The sequence below is a fragment of the Paenibacillus sp. GCM10027626 genome (genome assembly GCF_042676285.1).
Classification (GTDB): Bacteria; Bacillota; Bacilli; order Paenibacillales; family Paenibacillaceae; genus Paenibacillus_Z.
The window spans coordinates 64,310-84,397 of record NZ_JBHTHC010000025.1; the positions used below are offsets into that span (position 1 = coordinate 64,310).

The window sequence follows — 20,088 nt, forward strand, 5'->3', positions numbered from 1 at the left end:
AACACTCCCTTATCTTCTACATTTACTTTCCATTATACCGTTCGTCAGAAATGAATGTAAAGCGTTATGGAGTTTAACAGCCAGGGAGCGGCAAGCTGAGTAAAAATAGCGGCAATAATCATCGCCAGGCTGGCTGCCGTCCCTGCTTCGTGACTGTATTCAAACGCTCTTGCCGTCCCCGCTCCATGCGCGCTTGTGCCTAGCATCAGGCCTTGCGCCATCGAGCTGCGAATTCGCAGCCATCTGATGAGATAGGGCCCGGCCAGCGCGCCAAATATGCCGGTAATCATCACAACTGCTGCAGTAAAGGCCGGTATGCCCCCTATCATCTGCGACACATGCATGGCAATCGGGGTAGTGACGGAATGAGGGACAATACTGTCAGCCAGTGTGCCGCTTAGCTTTGTCAGCTTTCCGAGCAGCATGGATGAGCCGATCGCGATTAAAGAGCCTGCGCATACGCTGAGCATAATCGCCGCGGCATGCTTGCGCAGCATGGAAAAATATTTGTATAGCGGAACCGCAAAAGCGACCGTGGCAGGCTGCAGCATGTCCGTCAATACTTTCGCGCTGCTGTTGTAATGGCTGTAGCTGATGCCAGTCAATTTTAAAATAACAATTATGATGACAGGAGTAACGATGAGCGGTGAAAGCCACACCGTTGAATAGCGGCGATGAAGCAGTTTAGCGGCATAATAAACGGCAACAGTCAGCAATAATCCCAGCCAAAGCTCGCTTCTCATAAGCTTCTCTCTTTCTTTCTTGTTATCGCTTGTGCCGCTATCCCCGTCACCGCCAGCACTGCAACTGTACTGATGACAATCGTCGCGACCGCCGCTACACCGCTCGTATATAGAATGCCGCCATATTGCATAATTCCTACCGAAGCCGGAATGAAAAATAACAACAGCTCCTTATGAAGAAAGCCGGCCCCTCCTTCCAGCCATTCCAGCTTGACGATTCGCAGCTGCAATAACAAAAATAAAACAATAATGCCCACGATACTGCCGGGTATCGGGAAATGAACGAAGTCCACCAATGCATTGGCTACAAAAGAAATACCATATAATAAGGCAATTTGCCCAATAATGCTGCCAACCTTTTTCATAGCTGTATCCTCTCCTCTTAATGAGGAGTATACAACTCCATCAACTATAGGTAAAATACATATTAAGCATGCTTTGCATTCCTTTTATCTATAGTGAAACGTGGGGTCATCAGTATAATGGATATCCGCCATCTGCAATATTTCATCGAAGTCGCGCGCAGCGGCAGCTTCACTAAAGCAGCACAGCTTCTGCATGTAACTCAGCCCACCATCAGCAAGATGGTAAAAAATATTGAAGCGGAGCTTGGTGTTGAGCTTCTTGACCGTTCAGGCAAAAAAGTTGTTTTGACCGATGCAGGAGAAATCATCTATCGGCAAGCGGACTCAATTGTCCGTTCTTTCGAGCAGCTCTCGGCCGAATTAGGAGACTTGATGTCGCTGCAGCGGGGCAATGTGCGGATCGGCCTGCCGCCCATGGTTGGCTCGCATTTTTTTCCAAGTATAATCGGCGATTTCCGCCAGCTTTATCCGGCCATTACGATTCATCTTGTAGAGGATGGCGCGAACGCCATAGAAGCCGCTGTCGGCGACGGCACTCTTGATGTCGGCGTCATTATTTTGCCTACAAATGAAGAAAAATTTAACATGCTGCCCTTTTTAAACGATCCTTTATTTGTACTGCTTCACCCTTCGCATCCGCTAACAGCAAAGACTAGCTTGTCCCTTGCCGATTTAGCTGACGAACCCTTCATTCTGTTCCGCGAACAATTCGCGTTACACGACCGGATCATAGCGGAATGCGCCAAATACAATTATTATCCGCATATTGTTTGTGAGAGTACACAGTGGGATTTTATCCGGGAAATGGTCGCGGCCAATCTCGGCCTCACCCTGCTGCCGCGCACCATTTGTCAAACGCTCGACCAGTCGCGTATCCGCTGTATCCCGCTGCAGGAACAGACCATCTCCTGGCATCTGGCCCTGATTTGGCACAAGGAACGCTATTTATCGTTTGCGGCCAAGGAGTGGCTTCGTTTCGCGCGGACTGCCCTGGAACAGCAATTTACTGCAAAACAAAAGGACAATCGGCTTTAACTAAAGCTTGGATTGTCCTCATTTATTTTTCAGCATCGGCTTTGTCGGGCAATTTGCTGCCTTTAATCGGGAAAGCACTATTCTTGTCCGCGTGCATAAAAGTTGCCCCCTGATTACCAGGCGGTATCCCCTGTTCAAAATAATTGCGGTTTTCCTCCGTCATAAAACCGATATCCTTAAACGGATGCACCCACTCGTCGCCTGACATTACAGCAGGATCGGTCTCTGTGGACCATTGCTCCAGCGGGGAATTGGGCGATTCATAATCATGATCGCCAATGACGACGCCGCTGCTATTGATAAACGGCTCGCGCGGCCCGCGGTCTTCGCGAAACTGCGGCAAAAAATTAATTTCAAACGGATCCAGCTTTGGATCATCTTTATGCTCAGAATTTATCTGCTGCTTCTGGTCCACGACGTGCTGCCTCCTTTTAGGTAGACGGCCGATCCGGTCCATCCAATTTTTTGTCAAAGCCTGTGCTCTCCGGAGCCGCCGTCTTGCGGGCATTGCTGCGTTTTTCTGCCGCTTCCGGGATGGCGCCCGCCTGCTGCTTGCTTTTCATGCTTTGCGTCTGATCTGCCATATGTCCCACCTCCATAACAGTAGTATGTACAGTAAGGAAAACAGCTATCCACAGCAATTATTCCGGCGACGGATCGTCTGTTTTATATCCAGAAGATGTAGCAGCAGCATCCGCTTCCGGCCGAATGAGTGCACCGGCTGCCGAAATAATAATTAGTCCCCATTGCAGTGCTGTCAGACCAAGCGTCAATTGCAGCCAGCCTCCGGGAGTGATAGGAGCAAATAAACTTGCCGCAAGCCCGCCAATTCCTAACCCAAGCAATCCCGAGCGCCCCAGTTCTCTGCCGGATACCGCATCGGCCGCGGACGTCCAAAGCAGCCAAATATAGACGGCAGCCCATACGAATGCATAAACAATATAATAAGGAAAATCATGCAGTACACTCCACACGACTAACCCTGGCAGCAGTGCGAACGGAAGTGCCGCAAGCAGTTCCCATAGCCGTATGCGGCCGCGCAGTTGGCCGGCCATTAAATAAATCGCCGCGGCAGCAAGCCCGATTAAAAGCTCCATCATGCCTCCGCGCATAATCAAAAGCGCGGCCGGGCGCTGCCAAACGATCGCAGGATCGCTCAGCACAATCCCCAGCTTCCATCCCAGCAATGCAATCACTGCCGCAGTCATGAACACATCAACCCATGGTCCCGTACGCTTTTCCGGCCTCATCTTTATCCAGATAGCAAGAGCAAGCAGACCTGCAACAATAGATATCAGTACCGCTAGTAAGCTTCCATCCAAGCGCAAAGGCCCGACTGAAACAATTTCAGGCATCTCCTGCTCCCCCTTCCAGATTACTATTTTTCAAGCCTGCGGCTAAATGTGGAAATAAAGGTCGTCCCTGCTCCTTCTTCAGATTCGACGCGAATTTGCCCGCCGTGCCGCTCAACGATGCTAAGGCAAAGCGGCAGCCCCAGCCCGGTACCTTTGGACTTCGTTGTAAAAAATGGCTCGAACAGCCGGTCGATCTGCTCCTGCGGAATACCGCAGCCGTAATCGATCACATGCAATTCAACAAAATACTCCTCGACGGACGTACTTAATTTCAGCACCCCATTGTAGTCGGTCGCTTCCATCGCATTTCGCGCCAAATTCAGTATAAGCTGTTTGATTTCCTTTTCATTCAACAACAGCTCCGGCATCTCTTGCGCCAGATCAAGCTCGATGGTCAGCCCTCGCATATTGGCATCTGCCCACAAGAGCGGTAAAATTTCATTCAAAATATCGTGCAGCGAGCAATACTCCTTTTCGCTCATCCGATTCTGCGCCAGTGAAAGAAAATCATTAATAATACTGTTCGCACGATCCAATTCCTCAATTACGATGCGAAAATAATCTTGCTGTCCGCTAGGGCTTCGTTCCTTCATCAGCTGGACGAAACCGCGGATAACCGCCATCGGATTACGTATTTCATGCGTAATGCTAGCTGCCATTTGCCCTACAAGACTCAAACGCTCCATTCTTCCCAATTCATCGCGCAGACGGTTGATTTCCGTCACATCATGCGAAATAATAGCCGCTCCGACGACTTCATTATTTTCAATATCCCTGACGCTGATGCTTGTCTGCATGTACATCTTGTCTTGATGCTGGATAATTTCCGCAGTAGCCGCCTGTCCGCCAAGCGCTTGTGTAAGCTGCTTGTTCAGCACACTTTGATTCGCCCCCTCGGCCAGCAGGTTTAAATCCCGGTCACGAAGCGCAGTATTCGCCGCAGACTCGGAAGCTCTGTCTGTCCGGTCGCCTTCACCGTTCTCCAGCTGAAACAGCATTGTTTTGGCAGCGATGTCATTCATATGAGTAATGCGGCCGCTCTGATCGGTAAACAAAACGCCAAGCGGTGTCTTATCAATGAACTGCTGCAGCTTTTGAACTTCGATCCGGTACTTATTTGAAATTCGCTCCAATTCCTCGCGCAGCTGCTGCCGCTCATTAAACGTTTCGAACATATAGAAGGCAGTCCCTGTCATTATGAAACAAAGAATAAAGTGGATAAGGAGCTTCACATATATATGTTCCTCCGAAGCAGGAAAAGCTTGCTGAAAAAATCCGAATGCACTGGCTTGAATAACGACCATCACTGCAGTCAACAGCATGACATGTCTCAACTTCCGCCACCAAGCCGCCGCTTGATAAATCGAACGAATATATATAAGCAATGGCAGCATAATCAGCAGCATGCCGCCAATCTCCAGCAGGGTCCATTGTCCTTCCCAGCGTAAAATCTGCATGACCGCATAACTTAATGTTAGTATAGCTGGCGTGTACGGGCCGCCGTACAAAGAGCCAAGAAATAGCGGAATCAGCCGAAAATCAAACGTAAAAGTCTGCTTATCGGAACCGAAGAATCCGACCACCATCGCCAATAAACAAAATACGCCAATCACCATCGGAATCTTCTTGCGATCTTGCGAGCGATCATACCAGAGTTGAATTGCGAATACGGGCATCAAGGCGACTACAACTTGTAAGAGCATATGCTTCCACACAAGTATCCGAACTCCCCCCGATCTTTTCCAACAATACCATTCATTCCGATTAAAGCATAGGATACACTTTTTTACAATGATAGAAATCAGGATATACTTAAAAGAACTCTCCGTAATGCATATCGGGGAGTTCTTTTTTACTGCGATGTATTGTTCTTTATCCAAGTCTCAATCTGCTCGCGTAATTTACCTCTGTGCATGAATGCGACTGTAGCTGATTTGCCGTCTTTAGCTTCAGGGTTAAAAAGCACTTTCCCGTGCTCATGATTGTACCCTTTTACTTTATTCTTATTCACGAGATTGATTCGATCCAGCTTGTGAAAGCCATACTCCTCCAGATGCTTTACATACGTTGATAGTGAGGGCGCTAATGGATAGTAGCTGTCACTTTCCGTCTGAAACACGATTGTGCCGCCTTCTGACTGAATAAACAAGATATCATCCGTGTCCAGCATTACCACCGGTGAATCGTTATTTTTGTCACGTGTAACCGGAATTTTCATTCACTACACTCCAGAAGCTTTGCCTTTTGAAGGGCCGAGCTCAGGAGCACGGCCCCGCATTTATTACTTTTCAAGCAATTCTGCCGGTACCTCTGGACGGTGTCCATAAATCCAGCAAGCTGTAGATACAAAGATGACTGCGGCACCACCCAATGCAGAGGCAAGCAAGCGTCCAACATAATTCTTCATACTTTTCACCTCCTCTACTTAATATCATCCGCTCTTTTTGGTGATTAATGACAAAGATTGAGCAAAAAAAGCTAAAGTTAAAATTTCGTAAGATAAAAATAGATTAACAATAACTAGTGTCACGGCGATCCATTTTCTGATTTGCAACCCCTGTTCGGATACCCTTGAAACCCCGCGCAACCGGGATGGAGCGTAAATTACAACTAAGATCACCGCAATGATGGATAAAACCACTTTTGTAATCTCATTAATATGAATAAAAGGAATAATAGTGGAAACCCCTACTGAAACAATGACACAGTTTAAAGATTTTTTAAAATGATAGCCTCCGGTTAGAAACCTCATAGTTGCTATTGCCAAGAGTGATAGTGCAACTTCCCCTGTTCGGCCAATCATAATTCCAATTAGTAGCGCTAGCACAATTGATAGACTATTTGTAAACAATGAAATTAAAGCAAACTTCATGACAGCCGGACTTACATGCTTCTTATCATTCCATTCATAAATTTTATTGCCAATCCGTTCAGAAACGATTTCAATCAATGTCTCTTCTCTCCTTCCAAATTGCAAGGTAAAGAACAATAAGAATGACTAAAATGAATGAGAAGATGTATAACAGGAAGGAGAACTTCCCGTCATGTACAAAATAGGAAACCGCAGCAATAATCAAGCTTGCCCCAATTAAAACATATAACAGAATACGGTTCACGCCAATATAAGTAACTTTCTCCGTTTTCCGATCAGGGACAAATGAAAAACCGATTCTCTTTTTAATAAATATGATTGCAATTATCATCGACACAGTAGATGTTATAATCTGAATCACTTTCAATTGATTGAATCCGGTCGTCAGAGTATCGAGATCAATAAAAAACTGACAAAGAAAAATGAGAATTAACTGCATTGCCCCATAACAAACATAACCAGTCACTGCCATAAGTAGAGCATAAAAAATATGTACCCGGAAAAGCATCCAAATAACTACTATAATCCACCCAAGCATTAGGAGTGGGGTAATACTATCCAGATTAAGCACTTCTCTTGCTAAATAAGAGGTTTGGGCCATAACAATTGCAGCAAATATAGTTGGGATTAGATATGTACGTACCGGAAACATAAAAATCGCTAGAATTAAAACGAATCCGGCTATCGATTCGAATGCGTTTACAAAGAAATCGATCAAAAATGTATTCATTAGTCCTCCCTGTAACTTCCATAGGATGATTATACCATTACTATACAACTATTGGTCAAACAAATAAATACAATATTTTGTTAGATCGACAGAAACTGCTCCAAAATGCCCAAATAGCCCACTATTCCTATCCATATTAAGCTAATATGACAGGTGTGGACGCGTCAGTAGCTGGGTAGTATGATAATGTAGGATTAGCCATATGACGAGTAAACGCACAAGAGGAGCATTCATGAGCTACGATATTATAATTATTGGCGGCGGTTCGGCCGGCCTGATGGCAGCCATCGCAGCAGCCTCCCGCGGCTCGTTGTCGATTCTGCTTATTGATAAAGGCGACAAGCTGGGACGCAAGCTGGGCATCTCCGGCGGCGGCCGCTGCAATGTCACCAATGCGAAAGAAATTGACGAGTTAATTCGGCATATTCCCGGCAACGGGCGTTTTTTGCATAGTGCACTGTGCAGCTTCGGCAATCGTGACATTATCGCATTTTTTGAAGGACTCGGCATCAAGCTTAAAGAAGAGGATAACGGAAGAATGTTTCCAGTCACCGACCGGGCCAAAACCGTTGTCGACGCCCTTGTAAGCGAAGTCCGGCGGCGCGGGGTACAAATTAAAGTCAATGCTCCGGTAGCTGAAGTCTGCTATCGCAACGGAGCTGTAGCGGGCGTCCGGCTGAAATCCGGCGAAACAATAGCGGCCCGCTGCGTCATTGTCGCTTCCGGAGGCAAATCGGTCCCTCAAACAGGTTCTACCGGTGACGGCTACCCATGGGCGGAGAAAGCCGGGCATACAATAACCGAGCTCTTCCCTACAGAAGTGCCGATCACTTCGAACGAGCCGTTCATCCAGCAAAAAACATTGCAAGGCGTCTCGCTCCGCGATGTATCGCTGTCCGTCTGGAATGCGAAAAAGAAAAAAATCATCGAGCATCACGGCGATATGATCTTTACCCATTTCGGCATTTCCGGCCCGATCGCCCTGCGCTGCAGCCAATTTGTCGTCAAAGAGCTCAAAAAAAATGGCGGCGGCAATGTCACGCTGACGATCGATTTATTGCCTGAGCTGTCAGCCGACCAGATCTATCGCGAGACATTGGCACTCGCCCAGGACGAACCGCGCAAATCGGTCAAAAATGTGCTGAAAAGCTACTTGCCGGAAAAAATGATCCCTCTCCTGCTGGAGAAGGCAGATCTGCCGGAGTCGCTAACCTACGACAATATTCCGAAACAGCGCTGGCTCGTACTCGCCCAATATGTAAAAGCCTTTCCGCTGCGCGCTTACGGCACACGATCGATTGAGGAAGCGTTCGTCACTGGCGGCGGTATAAATCTCAAAGAAATTCATCCCGGCACGATGGAATCCAAACTAACCTCCGGGCTGTATTTTTGCGGCGAGGTGCTGGACATTCACGGCTATACGGGCGGCTACAATATTACAGCCGCCTTCTCAACCGGCCATGCCGCCGGCTCCAGCGCGGCCGAGCAGTGCCTCACCGCCAACAACTAAGCGTAAAACAGGCTTACTGATTCGCGATCATGTCGTGACAATAAGCCTGTTTTATTCTTGCAGCTATGTTTTTACCACTTTCGATTTTTTTCTTTCCTTCAGCTGCAGCACATCGGACATCACTTTGTTGACGCCCCACCAATAAAGCCCGGACACGGCAGCTCCAGCCAGTCCCCATACCCCAAAATGGAACACGCCTGCAACCAATCCCAGCCATACAACACCTGGCACGATTAGCCAAAATCTCGTACGCTCATCCGCTATCCGCAGCGTTTGATCTGTCCAGTTGAATTGCGCAACGAACGCTTCACTTGTAAATTGGTTGCAATGCGATTGGATCCATCTGGCGATAAGCAATGGCAAAACAGCCAGCAGCAGCCCTTTTACCCATAACGGCGACAACAGCAGCGCTAACGTCGAAACACCGAAAAAGCCAAGCCACATCCGTACAAGCGGCATGCGCCGGATAAACGCTTTAATCGTCTGTTCAGCCAGCACATAATCCGGTTCAAAGCGCTTGAATATCCGGTTGGAACGACGAAGCACGATCGGCTTGTTTAGCTTGATCCGCGGCTTCCGCTCCATCACATCCCGCAGCAGCAATTGCGTGCTGGCCACCCGAACATTTTTTTCGATTTCTACATCAGCTTCGAACGTTTCATGCGCCCGCAGCTTGATCCGCATAAGTATGGCCAGCATAATCAGCGCCAGGCACACAATACTCGCCGTACGCAGCAAATGGGCCTCCAGTTTGATCACAAGCAATAAGTAAGTAGCGGCAAGTATGGCCATCGCAATCGTTTTCCACATCGCTTTGCGCCAGCCCCGGTACAAGCCGTCAATCAAGTTGCGAATAACCGCCCCCATGGCCGACCAAACCCAGGCAATTAAAAACAGTCCGGCAATTTGTTCATAAGGCATATGGTGGACAACAACCAAAAAGGGCAGCAGCAAAACGAACAACAATGCCGCAGCAATGCCATTGGTCAATAACGTATATAGCGCGCCGCGGCGGATTATCCCCCCACGCCATTGCGGCTTCTGCAGCAGGAACAGCACATCGGCTTCCTCGGCGAACGTACGCAACTGCCCGCGCAAAATGAGGATGAGCGGCAGACGCTCTCCGACCCATAACGGCAGACTCTTCATCCACGCGGGCTGCGTCTGCCAAAGCTCCAAATATAACCCCCCGCCAATCCATAGCGCCGGAAGAAGGATATACACCCATACCGTCCAGTCCAATGCTGTCCGCCATACCGCCCACTGCTCTTTCCAAAAACGAAACAAACGCCGCCAAAACAGCTTCCCCGGCGTCCATTTCCGTTCCTTTCTACCTGCATTCCTGTTGCTCATGGCGCTCTCCTTCTCTTAAGTCAATGCATAGAAACAGTCGAATAACGGCGCATCGGCTGCACATCCTGCCTGATCGCGCACTTCATCCAGTGTCCCTTGCGCAACGACTGATCCGGTATTAACTAACAAGAAGCGGTTGCAAATACGTTCGGCAGTATCCAGTACATGCGTGCTCATCAGCACCCCGGCTCCCCGTTCACGCTCAGCTTCCAGCAAAGCCAGAAAGTCTCTCGTCGCCCGCGGGTCAAGCCCGACAAACGGCTCATCGACCACATAAATATCCGGTTCCAGCATAAACCCGATAATGAGCATCATCTTCTGCTGCATCCCTTTGGAAAACCCGGTCGGCAGCCGATCGCGATCGCCCTGGAGCCGAAAACGGTCCAGCAATTTGTTCGCCCGCTCCGCAAATACTTGCTCCTCCAACCCGAACGCCGCTGCCGCCAACTGAAGATGCTCCCACAAGGTCATATATTCATAGAGCACCGGCTGCTCCGGCACGTAGGCATAACGCTTGCTTTCTCCGCCAAATTCGATCGTACCTTCCACATGGCGCAAAAGACCGAGGATCGATTTGACTGTTGTACTTTTTCCTGCTCCGTTAGGACCGATCAGCCCGACGAGCTCGCCAGCGCCAACATTGAATGAAATATCGCGAATAACCGGGTTCCGCTCTTCATATCCGGCCTGCTTTATATCAACCGTTAATACATCCATCCTATTCCCTCCTGACCGCCGCTAATTCTCGTATCTATCATTCTATAGAAAACAAAGGTTCATATGCAAGCTGGCAGAGCATTGATCATTCATTTTGAAATAGGCGGATAGAATGCTCTAATGAACAAGAAAAACCGAGTCCCTAAAAAATTCCTGGACCCGGTTCTTTTTATGCTAACGATTTGAATTTACCGCCTTAGTGGTGTCACTTTAAAAGTTGTTTCAGATGGCTATCTATCACGCGACAATCCTCTTCATTTTGTCCGATCCCGAAGCAGTGTCCCCACTTGGATTCGATAGGCCGGAAAACAGCATTCGGCATATGTTTCACTTCATACGCATTATCCTCAGGAGGAAAAAACAGATCGGTCGAGCCTGGCATAACTAGAGCATGCGCTGTGATCCGGTTTAATGCCTGTTCGAAATTTCTGTTGTCTACTGGATTGGCGCTAATATCCCCATTGATTCCTGTACGGAGCATGGCAATCAAATCGTTGGCGTCAAACGAGAAAAACGCTTGATCCCAATAGTCTTCCAGATAAGACTGCAACGTCGAGTATCCCTCGGCCTGATAGAGCCCCTCCAGATAATAGGCCTGGGAAAACCCCCAAGGGGCATAAGCACGTCCCATCGCGGCGAGTCCCGCTGCCGGCGGGCTGGTATAGAAGCCTTCCTTCCAATTAGAGTCTGCTTGCAACGCCGCGATAAGCCCCTCAAAAAATGCCTGGGCATGCGGCCTCGTCTTTGCTGTTCCTCCAAACGGCGCAATCCGCTCGACCATTTCAGGATAACTTGCCCCCCATTGAAAGGTTTGCAGCGCGCCGAGCGACCAGCCAACGACTAAAGCAATCTTTGCAATGCCAAATTTCTCGGTCACGAGCCGATGCTGAAACCGGACATTATCATAAATCGTTATAAGCGGAAAATTTGCTCTGTCAAAAGGAGCCGGTGTATTGCTTGGGGAGGAAGACAGGCCATTTCCCAACATATTAGGCACAATAATAAAATAGTTGTCAGGATCGAGAGCTTTGCCTGGCCCAATCAACCACTCATTATCGGTGTGCCTGCCAGCGAACCAGGTCGGATAGACAATAGCATTGGTCTTGGAGGCATTTAAAGTTCCGTAAGTTTTATAGGCAAGAAATGCTTGAGGCAGTCTTTGTCCAGATTGCAGCACTACATCTCCAAGTGAATAAATTTCGTAATCTTTCATGTTCCAATTCTCCTTTGCTGTACAAGATCGTATGTTGAAGCTTGATTTTTACTCTACGATACTGTTACCATCAAATCAACGAAACGTTTTTGATTATAATGTTCATTTTTTTTGAATATAGAGGTGCTGTCCCGATGGAAATCCGCCAGTTAAAAACATTTTGGACCCTTGCTTCCACCCGCAGTTTTAGCCGAACTGCCGAATCATTGAACTATGTTCCCTCTACTGTAACGATGCAAATCAAAGCTTTAGAGGAAGAGTTGGGGGTCAAGCTGCTGGATCGCTTGGGCAAGAGCGTTGTGTTGACCGACGCAGGCCACCAATTCTTGCCGTACGCCAGCAAAATTTTAAATGATGTAGAAGAAGCCCGGCATGCCGCAAGTCAGAGCGGGGAACTGACCGGTACCGTCATCATCGGCGCAGACGAAGCGCTCTGTACGTACCGGCTGCCCGCATTGCTCCAGCTTTTTCGCGAGCGCTATCCGCATATCCGCCTTTTGTTTCGTCCCTTGTCCAGTCACAATTTAAAACAGAGCCTGAGAGAAGGAAACGCGGATGTGGTCTTTATGCTGGATGAACCTTCCGTATCTGCGGACCTTCATACGGAACTTTTGCTGGACGAACCTTTTCTTATGGTGGTTTCCCCCGATCATCCGTTGGCCTCACGGTCAACTTTAAGCATAGAGGATTTTCACAGAGAGCATATTCTGTTAAGCGAAAAGGGCTGCTCATATCGGACGTACTTCTATCGCACATTGTTGAGAAAAGGGGCAGACAGTCTGACCGAACTGGAGTTTAACAGTGCAGAGGCCATCAAACAATGCGCAATGATGGGGCTCGGTATTGCCTTGCTGCCTGAAATGGTGATCAAAGGAGAGGTGGAGCGGGGAGAACTGATCGCTTTGCCGTGGGATTTATCCGAAATACGATTTGCTACTCAAATGCTCTGGCATCAAGAAAAATGGATTTCGCCTTCTATCAGGGTTTTTATTGAAATGGCTAGAAGTGTGCTAAGACGAAGCTCATGAGTCTGATTCATAAATAAAAAAGCTGCCCGCGTTATCCAAAAATCGATAACATCGGGCAGCTCCTCGCCGTTTCATTCACTAACGAAATCGTTTCAAAGCCTCATTGAGCGCTCTGGTCTGTCCATAAACCTGCTGATAAATGCGGAACAGCTCCGCATAATCCGCTGCCGCCGCTGCCTGCGGCTTGTAGACGGCGCCTCGCTTGACGAACTGGGCCGCACACGCGTCCAGACTGTCAAACCAGCCGCAGCCGTATGCCGCCAGCATCGCGGCTCCCATGCCCGGACCTTGCTCGTTGGCGAGCGCCACAACATCCGCCCCGAAAATATCGGCCTGCATTTGCAGCCACACCGGGTTTTGCGCTCCCCCGCCGATCGAAATAATCGTATCGACCGTTTTTCCCGCCGCGCGGAACATATCGACAGATTCATGCAGTGAGAACGTGATTCCTTCCATCACGGCGCGGACAAAATGCTTCCGCTCATGCGAGCCGTCGATGCCAATAAAGCTGCCGCGAATTGCTGCATCGGCATGCGGCGTCCGCTCGCCGACCAAATAAGGGGTAAACAGCAGGCCGTTCGCGCCTGGCGCCACCGTACCCACCTCAGACAGCAGCTCATCAAACGACAGTTCCTGGGCAAAAGCCCGCTTGAACCAGCTAAGCGAATAGCCTGCAGCAAGCGTAACCCCCATCGCATAAAAGACATTTTCCTTGCCGTGATTAAAGAAATGGACCTTTCCGCTATAATCATTGGCACTGTCCGGCTCATAAGATAAAATCACGCCTGATGTACCAATGCTGCACATCGTCAGCCCTTCCTGCAGCACACCGGCTCCAATTGCACCGCAGGCATTGTCCGCGCCTCCGGCAAACACCTTCGTCTGCGGACTTAGACCGCAGCGCGCAGCCAGCTCCGGCAGCAGTGTGCCGACAAGCTGGTGCGACTCCACCAGTTGCGGACATATTGACGCCGGCAGCCCGAACGTCCCCAGCACATCGGCGCTCCATGCCTTGCCGGCGACATCAAGCAGCAGCGTACCGGCCGCATCCGAATATTCCATATGAAGCTCGCCGGTCAGGCAATAGCGTACATAATCCTTCGGCAGCACAAACGAAACTGCTCGCACAAAGTTTTCCGGCTCATGCTTTCTCACCCATAATATTTTCGGCAGCGTGAACCCTTCTAGCGCCGGATTGCGGGTAATGGTCAGCAGCTTGCCGCCAAGCGCAGCTTCGATCTCACGACACTCGGCGCTCGTCCGCGTATCATTCCATAAAATCGCATTGCGCACTGGCGACCCGGCCTGATCCAGCAGCACCAAGCCATGCATCTGCCCGGAAAAGCTAATCCCTTCGATCTGCTCGGGCGATACACCTTCATGCGCCGCTAGCTCGCGGATTGCGGCTAGTGTCCCTTCCGTCCAGTCGTCAGGACGCTGCTCGCTCCACCCCGAATGCTCATGGTATAGCGGATACGCCTGCGAGGACTCCGCAATGACCTCCCCTTCCCGGTTCACTAGCAACGCTTTTACCGCGCTCGTTCCCAAATCGATCCCGATGACGTAGGACATCGCCTTCCATCCTCCTCTATACGCTATAGATTATTTCATTCAATACAAGCTTGATCCGCTCCATCCGGCCAGACTCATTGCGAAGCGGCTTGTTCTGGAACGCATACTCCTCCAGCGAACGCAGCGTCGCTTTTCCTGCCACAATGTCAGCGCCGATGCCTTCGCCAAAGCTGCGGTAACGATGCTCGATAATATCGTCAAGCATGTGATTCTCGATCAATTTTGCCGCAGCCTTCAAGCCCCAGGCGTAGCTGTCCATTCCGGCAATATGCGCGAGGAACAGATCCTCATCCTCAAACGACCCGCGGCGCACTTTGGCATCAAAATTAATGCCGCCTGTGCCAAGTCCGCCTGCCTTCAGCACCTCATACATCGTCAGCGTTGTCGTATACAGATCTGTCGGGAATTCATCCGTATCCCAGCCAAGCAGCATATCTCCCTGATTCGCATCAAGCGATCCAAGCATCCCGTTAATTGCTGCCACGCGAATTTCATGCTCGAACGTATGACCGGCCAGCGTCGCATGATTCGCCTCCAAATTCAGCTTGAAGGCATTCTGCAGCCCATACTTCTGCAAAAAGGCAATGGTCGTCGCCGCATCAAAATCATATTGATGCTTCGACGGCTCCTTCGGCTTCGGCTCAATCAAAAATTGCGCATGAAACCCGATCTCCTGCGCATAATCGATCGCCATATGGAACATGCGCGCCAAATTGTCCAATTCGAAGGCCATATCGGTATTCAACAGCGTCTCATATCCTTCGCGGCCGCCCCAAAACACATAATTGTCCGCTCCCAGCCGCTTGCCGATCTCCAGCGATTTTTTCAATTGTGCGCCAGCATAAGCATACACATCTGCATTGCAAGTTGTGCCCGCTCCATGAACAAAACGCGGATGCGTAAACATATTCGCCGTATTCCATAGCAGCTTCCTGCCTGACGACTTCATCCCCTGCTCCAACAGCTCCACGATCACGTCCAAATTTTTATTCGTCTCTTGAATCGTCTCGCCCTCCGGCGCAATATCCCGGTCATGGAAGCAGTAATAGGAGATGCCCATTTTATCGAGAAACTCGAAATTCGCCTCCACTCGCGCCTTCGCCTGATCCATCGCATCAGCATAATCCCAGCCGCGCACCGCCGTACCCGCGCCAAACGGGTCATTACCATAGTTCGTAAATGTATGCCAGTAAGCTACAGCAAAATGAAGATGCTCCTCCATCGTTTTGCCGAGCACGATTTCTTGCGGATTGTAATGCTTGAATGCCAGCGGATTATCGGAGCTTTTACCCTCATATTGTATTTTGGAAACGGAATTAAAATAAGCCATCGTACTGCACGCCTCCTTTTTTTAATGATCTTGGTAATAGAATAACATGAGTAAACTTAGTTTGTCTATTAAACAAACTAAGACTTGAGGATACGGTTTAATGGGGGATGAGGTGTGTTTGTACTTGAACGATTCCATGCTGCACCATGGGCTGGTCGGACGGTCACTTCCCAATATAACTTCAACACTACTGAGTTCGGTGAAGCCCGCCGACACTAGGTCAGTATAGAATGAAAAAGCCCTGCAAGCGATTTGCCGGGCTTTTTCATTCTTCCAAATATTCTCTTATCTTTTCCAAGTGATTTTTAGCAAGATTTGCTTTGCCTGGTGTAATTTCTATACAATCATACCTGGCATTCTGACTTTCAAGGTAAAGAGATTCATAATAAACGGAGATCTTCCTGAAAAGTTTTCTGACTTTTTCGTTTCTTTCACGATGATCGGCAGCATGAACCCCTAAAGGAGCTAGTTTTTTTTCAACTAAATGTAGAGCAGCGTAAAAATATACAGTCACTATCCAATCATAGGGAGGATTTTGAATGCCGTATAAGTTTTCAGCCACACCCATGTTAGATGAGTACTTCTGATCATGAGCCTCAACAGATGGCATCAATCTATCTTCCTTCCATGAATGACCGCGGTAACAGGAATGTCTCGTTGATCAAATTTATCCAACAACGTGTACCTTATTTCAAAATCAAATTCGGGATTATCATCAAGGGCCTCAACTTTAACCTGAGCAAGAAGGAAACTAACATCATCCCTATCTTCTGAAAGTAGGATCATATAATGCTGTATTCCGTTTAATTTGTATGAATACAACTTGTCTACAATAGAAAGGCTTAGAAACCTTTCTGCAATGTCATTAACCATTCCAGCATCACCACCCACTTTATGGATATGTGATGGAGTGTTGACATATTCCGTAAGATCCATACTTATAGGATCTAAAGTATTTTCTGCAATAACAAAGTTTCCGGAATTATGCAACGCGGATATTTCAACTGTACTTGTGACTTTTGCTGTGGCCATTATCCATTCGTCAGCTGAAGCACCGACATAATTAGGAGATTGTTTCACTCTTTCCAAAATCATTATTTCGCACCGTCCTCCCTACAATTCTGGAATATCCAATGCGCCATTTGTAAAGCTCTCTCTTTATTCATTGTTACAGAAAACTTCTTTTCACGTTCCACTATAACTTCTCGGGGATCATGACTATACTTTAAAACCTCGTTGATATTTCCACCCAAAATTTGTTCTGTTATAAGAAATGGCTGCAGTGTTTCTTCGCAAAAATCAATGACAACATCGTTATGAGGGCTTATTGTCAGTAAAGTAGAGTTCGCATATACACGACTATAATCTTTACTTCTTGTATCTATAAATTTGAGCACTCGCTCATCTTGCATATTAAAACCTCCGAGAGTTTGTGTTATCTGTGAGTATACCATTATCTGCAAGGTAAATAAAGGAATCTTTAAGAAGTGAGTTTCTTTTTAGAGGTACTAAAATGACATAGAATCTTACTCATCATGATGGAGAAGAGTCGACTAAAGAAAACTGAAGAAGATAGATGGGTTTAAAAACTCGTAAAAATGAAACGAAAAGAAACCAATCGCTTCGGCATGAAAATCCCGCCCCGTTCTTTTTGAAGAACAGACGGGATTTTCAAAAATGATATCACGCTTGCACTGTACCTGCCTGCCCCCGTCTCGCTTCCAGCTCGCCGATCATCTGCTTCTCAATCGGATCGATCTTGTAAAACAAAAACAGCAGCACACAGACCATAAAACAAATAAACGGCGTCCATACAAAGTTGAACTGGATCGCAGCCAGCCCCGAAGCCGCCTGGGTTCCGTTAGGCACATAGTTGCCTGTAGCCAGAATCCACGCAGCCAATGCGCCGCCAATGCCCATACCAAACTTGACGCCAAAGGAACTGGATGCCGTCAGCAAGCCTTGGGCCCGCACCCCCGATTTCCATTCCCCATAGTCCACCGTATCGGCGAGCATCGCATACATCAGCCCTGCGGCAAAGCCGATCCCGATATTGCCGATAATGGCCGCCCCAACGATAACCGGAACTGAATTCATCACGGCCCCTGCATAGACAATCAGTTGGCTGCCCGCCCCGACTGCCATCCCAAGCAGCGAGGTATTGCGTTTTCCGATCCGGCTGGCAACGAGCGGCATTAATCCGATGCCGGCCAGCATTAATACATTCAAGCCGTTAACGAGCGGGATAAGATCCTCGCGGCCAAAATTGTACTTCAGGAAAAATGCCGTCGACTGGCCCTTGCTCGTGAAGGCAATCCAGAAAAACACATTTATGAACAGCAGCAGCCACCAAGGCAAATTGCCTTTCAGCGCTTTGACGCTTTCCTTGAAAGGAACAGTCTGTTTTCCGCCGGCAATCTGCACCCGTTCTCTGGTGTTGGCAAATGTCATGAAGAAAAATACGACAGCCACAGCAGCAAACAAGACCATCGTCCAGAGAAAACCCTGACGCTGATTGCCGCCGCCGAAAAACGCCACGAGCGGCAGTGCGCCAACGCTGACGATCAATCCGCCCAACTGGCCAAAAATCATCCGCACCGAATTGACAACCGTCCGTTCCCCGGAATTGCTCGTCATACTTGTCAACAGCGATGTTAGGGGCAAGTTTATTGCAGCATACAAAATGCCCAGCGTAATATAAGTCGCATAGGCATACACCAATTTGCCCGTATCGCTAAAATCCGGCGTCGTAAACGTCAGCACTGCCACGATCGCAAACGGAACCGCCAGCCATAAAAAATACGGACGCGACTTGCCCCACCTGGTGTCGGTGCGATCGATCAATACGCCGATTATCGGGCTGTCAAAGGCATCAATGACCCGGGCTACAAGAAATAGAGTCCCGACTGCCGCCACATTCAGACCGTACACATCCGTATAGAAAAACATCAGATACATCGTAATCATTTGGAAAACCATATTGGAGGCTGTGTCCCCCAAACCGTAACTGATGCGTTCTTTCCAAGAAACCTGCTTTCCCATGAGGTTCTCCTCTCTTTTTGTTGCCGCGACGCAATGCAAACCCTTACAATTATCATCCCCGGCAAATCCCGCCCCATGCTTATTGCGATAAAGGCGGGATCGCCAATCTGTCAAACTAATTAAAAATGATTTCTTTGCCCGTTTTGGACGACTCGTAAACAGCTTCCAAAATCCTGGTGACAACATAAGCCTCTTCAGGCTTTACCAGCGGCTCCTTGTCCTCGATAATCGCTTCCAGCCATTGTCTGGCCTCGCGATCCGCTTCATTCTCCACTTTGGAGCCGTAGTACGGAATAGAAGCGTTCATCTCCGGCTTCACTTCGACAAGCTTGCCGTAAATTTCTGCGTTCAAAAACAAATCCGGGTTGCCGTTCAGTGGATTGCGGCGCATTTCCGCTCCGCCCTTTGTTCCGCACAGCGTCGTCATCGCCTCGCGCACATCAAGCGTATTGAGCGCCCATGAGGCTTCGAGGAAAATTGTCGCTCCGTTCTCCATTTTAATAAAGCCGACAGCCGCATCCTCGACTTCGAATTCGACAGGATTCCATTCTCCGAACAAATTTGCCTTGTTCTGATCCTTCAGCTTGTGGAAGGCTGTGCCGGATACCGATTTCACTTTATAGTTGCTCATATACCACAGCGTCAGGTCAAGCGCATGGGTTCCAATATCGATCAGCGGCCCTCCGCCTTGCTTCTCCTTATCCATAAACACGCCCCATGTCGGTACGGCGCGACGGCGCACGGCATGAGCCTTCGCCAAATAAATATCGCCCAGATAGCCATCGTTGCAAGCATCCTTCAGCATCAGGGCATCTTCTCTGAACCGGTTCTGATAAGCGATCGTCAGCTTCTTGCCGGCCTTGTCTGCAGCGTCGATCATTTTCCGCGCTTCCAATGAATTGATTGCCATCGGCTTCTCGCACATGACATGCTTGCCCGCTTCGAATGCCGCCACCGTAATAACCGAGTGAGAACTGTTCGGCGTTAAAACGTGAACGACATCGATCGTTTCATCCTGCAGCAGCTGCGTGTAATCCGTGTAAATTTTTGCATCTGCCGTACCGTATTGCTTGGCCGCGATCGCTGCGCGTTCTTCCACGAGATCACAAAAGGCTGTCATTTCGCCGAGCTCGGTCAGTTTGGCCAGTGCCGGCAAATGCTTGGCATGAGCAATCCCGCCGCAGCCGATAATGCCGATTTTTAATGGAGTCTTCGTCGTCATT

Annotated in this window: 23 protein-coding genes; 3 read left to right on the plus strand and 20 right to left on the minus strand. The window is 48.7% G+C overall.

Translation table 11 applies throughout. The features are described from left to right. Positions 1-44: 44 nt before the first annotated feature. Positions 45-743 carry a CidB/LrgB family autolysis modulator gene (locus tag ACFQ0N_RS32175; RefSeq protein ID WP_379334211.1) on the minus strand — a complete coding sequence of 233 codons (699 nt, stop codon included), beginning with the start codon at positions 741-743 and terminating at the stop codon, positions 45-47. Beyond that, positions 740-1,108, minus strand: a complete 369-nt coding sequence (locus ACFQ0N_RS32180; protein ID WP_379334212.1) for a CidA/LrgA family protein — start codon at positions 1,106-1,108, stop codon at positions 740-742. The genes ACFQ0N_RS32175 and ACFQ0N_RS32180 overlap by 4 nt, the downstream gene beginning before the upstream one ends. Before the next feature lie 117 nt (positions 1,109-1,225). Here ACFQ0N_RS32180 and ACFQ0N_RS32185 point away from each other — a divergent pair, with 117 nt between their 5' ends. Continuing rightward, positions 1,226-2,143, plus strand: a complete 918-nt coding sequence (locus ACFQ0N_RS32185; protein ID WP_379334213.1) for a LysR family transcriptional regulator — start codon at positions 1,226-1,228, stop codon at positions 2,141-2,143. Positions 2,144-2,165: 22 nt separating this feature from the next. On the opposite strand, the gene ACFQ0N_RS32190 is transcribed toward ACFQ0N_RS32185, so the two are convergent. The 8 genes from ACFQ0N_RS32190 to ACFQ0N_RS32225 all read right to left on the minus strand — a co-directional run bounded on the left by ACFQ0N_RS32190 (position 2,166) and on the right by ACFQ0N_RS32225 (position 7,100). Next, positions 2,166-2,558, minus strand: a complete 393-nt coding sequence (locus ACFQ0N_RS32190; protein ID WP_379334214.1) for a DUF3905 domain-containing protein — start codon at positions 2,556-2,558, stop codon at positions 2,166-2,168. Between the two features lie 16 nt (positions 2,559-2,574). Next, entirely contained in the window at positions 2,575-2,727 is a 153-nt protein-coding gene (locus tag ACFQ0N_RS32195) for a hypothetical protein (protein WP_379334215.1), read from the minus strand. Positions 2,728-2,784: 57 nt separating this feature from the next. Continuing rightward, on the minus strand, positions 2,785-3,498 hold the full coding sequence (locus ACFQ0N_RS32200; RefSeq protein WP_379334216.1) for a hypothetical protein: 714 nt from the start codon (positions 3,496-3,498) through the stop codon (positions 2,785-2,787). A 23-nt stretch (positions 3,499-3,521) separates the two neighbouring features. Beyond that, complete coding sequence (locus ACFQ0N_RS32205) at positions 3,522-5,213, minus strand: ATP-binding protein (RefSeq protein WP_379334217.1); 1,692 nt, start codon at positions 5,211-5,213, stop codon at positions 3,522-3,524. A gap of 137 nt (positions 5,214-5,350) precedes the next feature. Continuing rightward, the gene (locus tag ACFQ0N_RS32210) at positions 5,351-5,716 is read right to left on the minus strand and encodes a LytTR family transcriptional regulator DNA-binding domain-containing protein (RefSeq protein WP_379334218.1); all 366 of its coding nucleotides are present in this window, start codon (positions 5,714-5,716) and stop codon (positions 5,351-5,353) included. A gap of 63 nt (positions 5,717-5,779) precedes the next feature. Further along, complete coding sequence (locus tag ACFQ0N_RS32215) at positions 5,780-5,905, minus strand: cyclic lactone autoinducer peptide (protein ID WP_379334219.1); 126 nt, start codon at positions 5,903-5,905, stop codon at positions 5,780-5,782. 24 nt (positions 5,906-5,929) lie between these two features. Beyond that, positions 5,930-6,448 (minus strand): accessory gene regulator B family protein, encoded by a 519-nt coding sequence (locus ACFQ0N_RS32220; protein ID WP_379334220.1) that lies wholly within the window; start codon positions 6,446-6,448, stop codon positions 5,930-5,932. Next, the gene (locus ACFQ0N_RS32225; RefSeq protein ID WP_379334221.1) at positions 6,441-7,100 is read right to left on the minus strand and encodes a hypothetical protein; all 660 of its coding nucleotides are present in this window, start codon (positions 7,098-7,100) and stop codon (positions 6,441-6,443) included. Before ACFQ0N_RS32225 ends, ACFQ0N_RS32220 begins: the two co-directional genes overlap by 8 nt. Before the next feature lie 232 nt (positions 7,101-7,332). Between ACFQ0N_RS32225 and ACFQ0N_RS32230 the strand changes: the two genes are divergently transcribed. Then, positions 7,333-8,610, plus strand: a complete 1,278-nt coding sequence (locus ACFQ0N_RS32230) for a BaiN/RdsA family NAD(P)/FAD-dependent oxidoreductase (RefSeq protein ID WP_379334222.1) — start codon at positions 7,333-7,335, stop codon at positions 8,608-8,610. Positions 8,611-8,673: 63 nt separating this feature from the next. Here ACFQ0N_RS32230 and ACFQ0N_RS32235 read toward each other — a convergent pair whose 3' ends face one another. From ACFQ0N_RS32235 to ACFQ0N_RS32245, 3 genes are all read right to left on the minus strand, one after another. After that, positions 8,674-9,963, minus strand: coding sequence for an ABC transporter permease (locus ACFQ0N_RS32235; protein WP_379334223.1), 1,290 nt, complete (start codon positions 9,961-9,963; stop codon positions 8,674-8,676). A 15-nt stretch (positions 9,964-9,978) separates the two neighbouring features. Continuing rightward, positions 9,979-10,680: an ABC transporter ATP-binding protein gene (locus ACFQ0N_RS32240; RefSeq protein WP_379334224.1), complete on the minus strand. Its 702-nt coding sequence runs from the start codon at positions 10,678-10,680 to the stop codon at positions 9,979-9,981. Between the two features lie 205 nt (positions 10,681-10,885). After that, positions 10,886-11,893 (minus strand): alpha/beta fold hydrolase, encoded by a 1,008-nt coding sequence (locus ACFQ0N_RS32245; protein WP_379334225.1) that lies wholly within the window; start codon positions 11,891-11,893, stop codon positions 10,886-10,888. 134 nt (positions 11,894-12,027) lie between these two features. Here ACFQ0N_RS32245 and ACFQ0N_RS32250 point away from each other — a divergent pair, with 134 nt between their 5' ends. Beyond that, the gene (locus tag ACFQ0N_RS32250) at positions 12,028-12,921 is read left to right on the plus strand and encodes a LysR family transcriptional regulator (RefSeq protein ID WP_379334226.1); all 894 of its coding nucleotides are present in this window, start codon (positions 12,028-12,030) and stop codon (positions 12,919-12,921) included. A gap of 78 nt (positions 12,922-12,999) precedes the next feature. On the opposite strand, the gene xylB is transcribed toward ACFQ0N_RS32250, so the two are convergent. The 7 genes from xylB to ACFQ0N_RS32285 all read right to left on the minus strand — a co-directional run bounded on the left by xylB (position 13,000) and on the right by ACFQ0N_RS32285 (position 20,087). Next, on the minus strand, positions 13,000-14,493 hold the full coding sequence (xylB, locus tag ACFQ0N_RS32255) for a xylulokinase (RefSeq protein WP_379334227.1): 1,494 nt from the start codon (positions 14,491-14,493) through the stop codon (positions 13,000-13,002). A 16-nt stretch (positions 14,494-14,509) separates the two neighbouring features. Next, on the minus strand, positions 14,510-15,823 hold the full coding sequence (gene xylA / locus ACFQ0N_RS32260; RefSeq protein WP_379334228.1) for a xylose isomerase: 1,314 nt from the start codon (positions 15,821-15,823) through the stop codon (positions 14,510-14,512). A gap of 265 nt (positions 15,824-16,088) precedes the next feature. Next, on the minus strand, positions 16,089-16,433 hold the full coding sequence (locus ACFQ0N_RS32265) for a hypothetical protein (RefSeq protein ID WP_379334229.1): 345 nt from the start codon (positions 16,431-16,433) through the stop codon (positions 16,089-16,091). Next, the gene (locus ACFQ0N_RS32270) at positions 16,433-16,918 is read right to left on the minus strand and encodes a hypothetical protein (RefSeq protein ID WP_379334230.1); all 486 of its coding nucleotides are present in this window, start codon (positions 16,916-16,918) and stop codon (positions 16,433-16,435) included. Before ACFQ0N_RS32270 ends, ACFQ0N_RS32265 begins: the two co-directional genes overlap by 1 nt. Next, entirely contained in the window at positions 16,918-17,235 is a 318-nt protein-coding gene (locus ACFQ0N_RS32275) for a hypothetical protein (RefSeq protein WP_379334231.1), read from the minus strand. The genes ACFQ0N_RS32270 and ACFQ0N_RS32275 overlap by 1 nt, the downstream gene beginning before the upstream one ends. A gap of 271 nt (positions 17,236-17,506) precedes the next feature. After that, positions 17,507-18,865 (minus strand): glycoside-pentoside-hexuronide (GPH):cation symporter, encoded by a 1,359-nt coding sequence (locus tag ACFQ0N_RS32280; protein ID WP_379334232.1) that lies wholly within the window; start codon positions 18,863-18,865, stop codon positions 17,507-17,509. A 115-nt stretch (positions 18,866-18,980) separates the two neighbouring features. Next, positions 18,981-20,087, minus strand: coding sequence for a Gfo/Idh/MocA family protein (locus ACFQ0N_RS32285; protein WP_379334233.1), 1,107 nt, complete (start codon positions 20,085-20,087; stop codon positions 18,981-18,983). Between the last annotated feature and the right edge of the window lies 1 nt (position 20,088).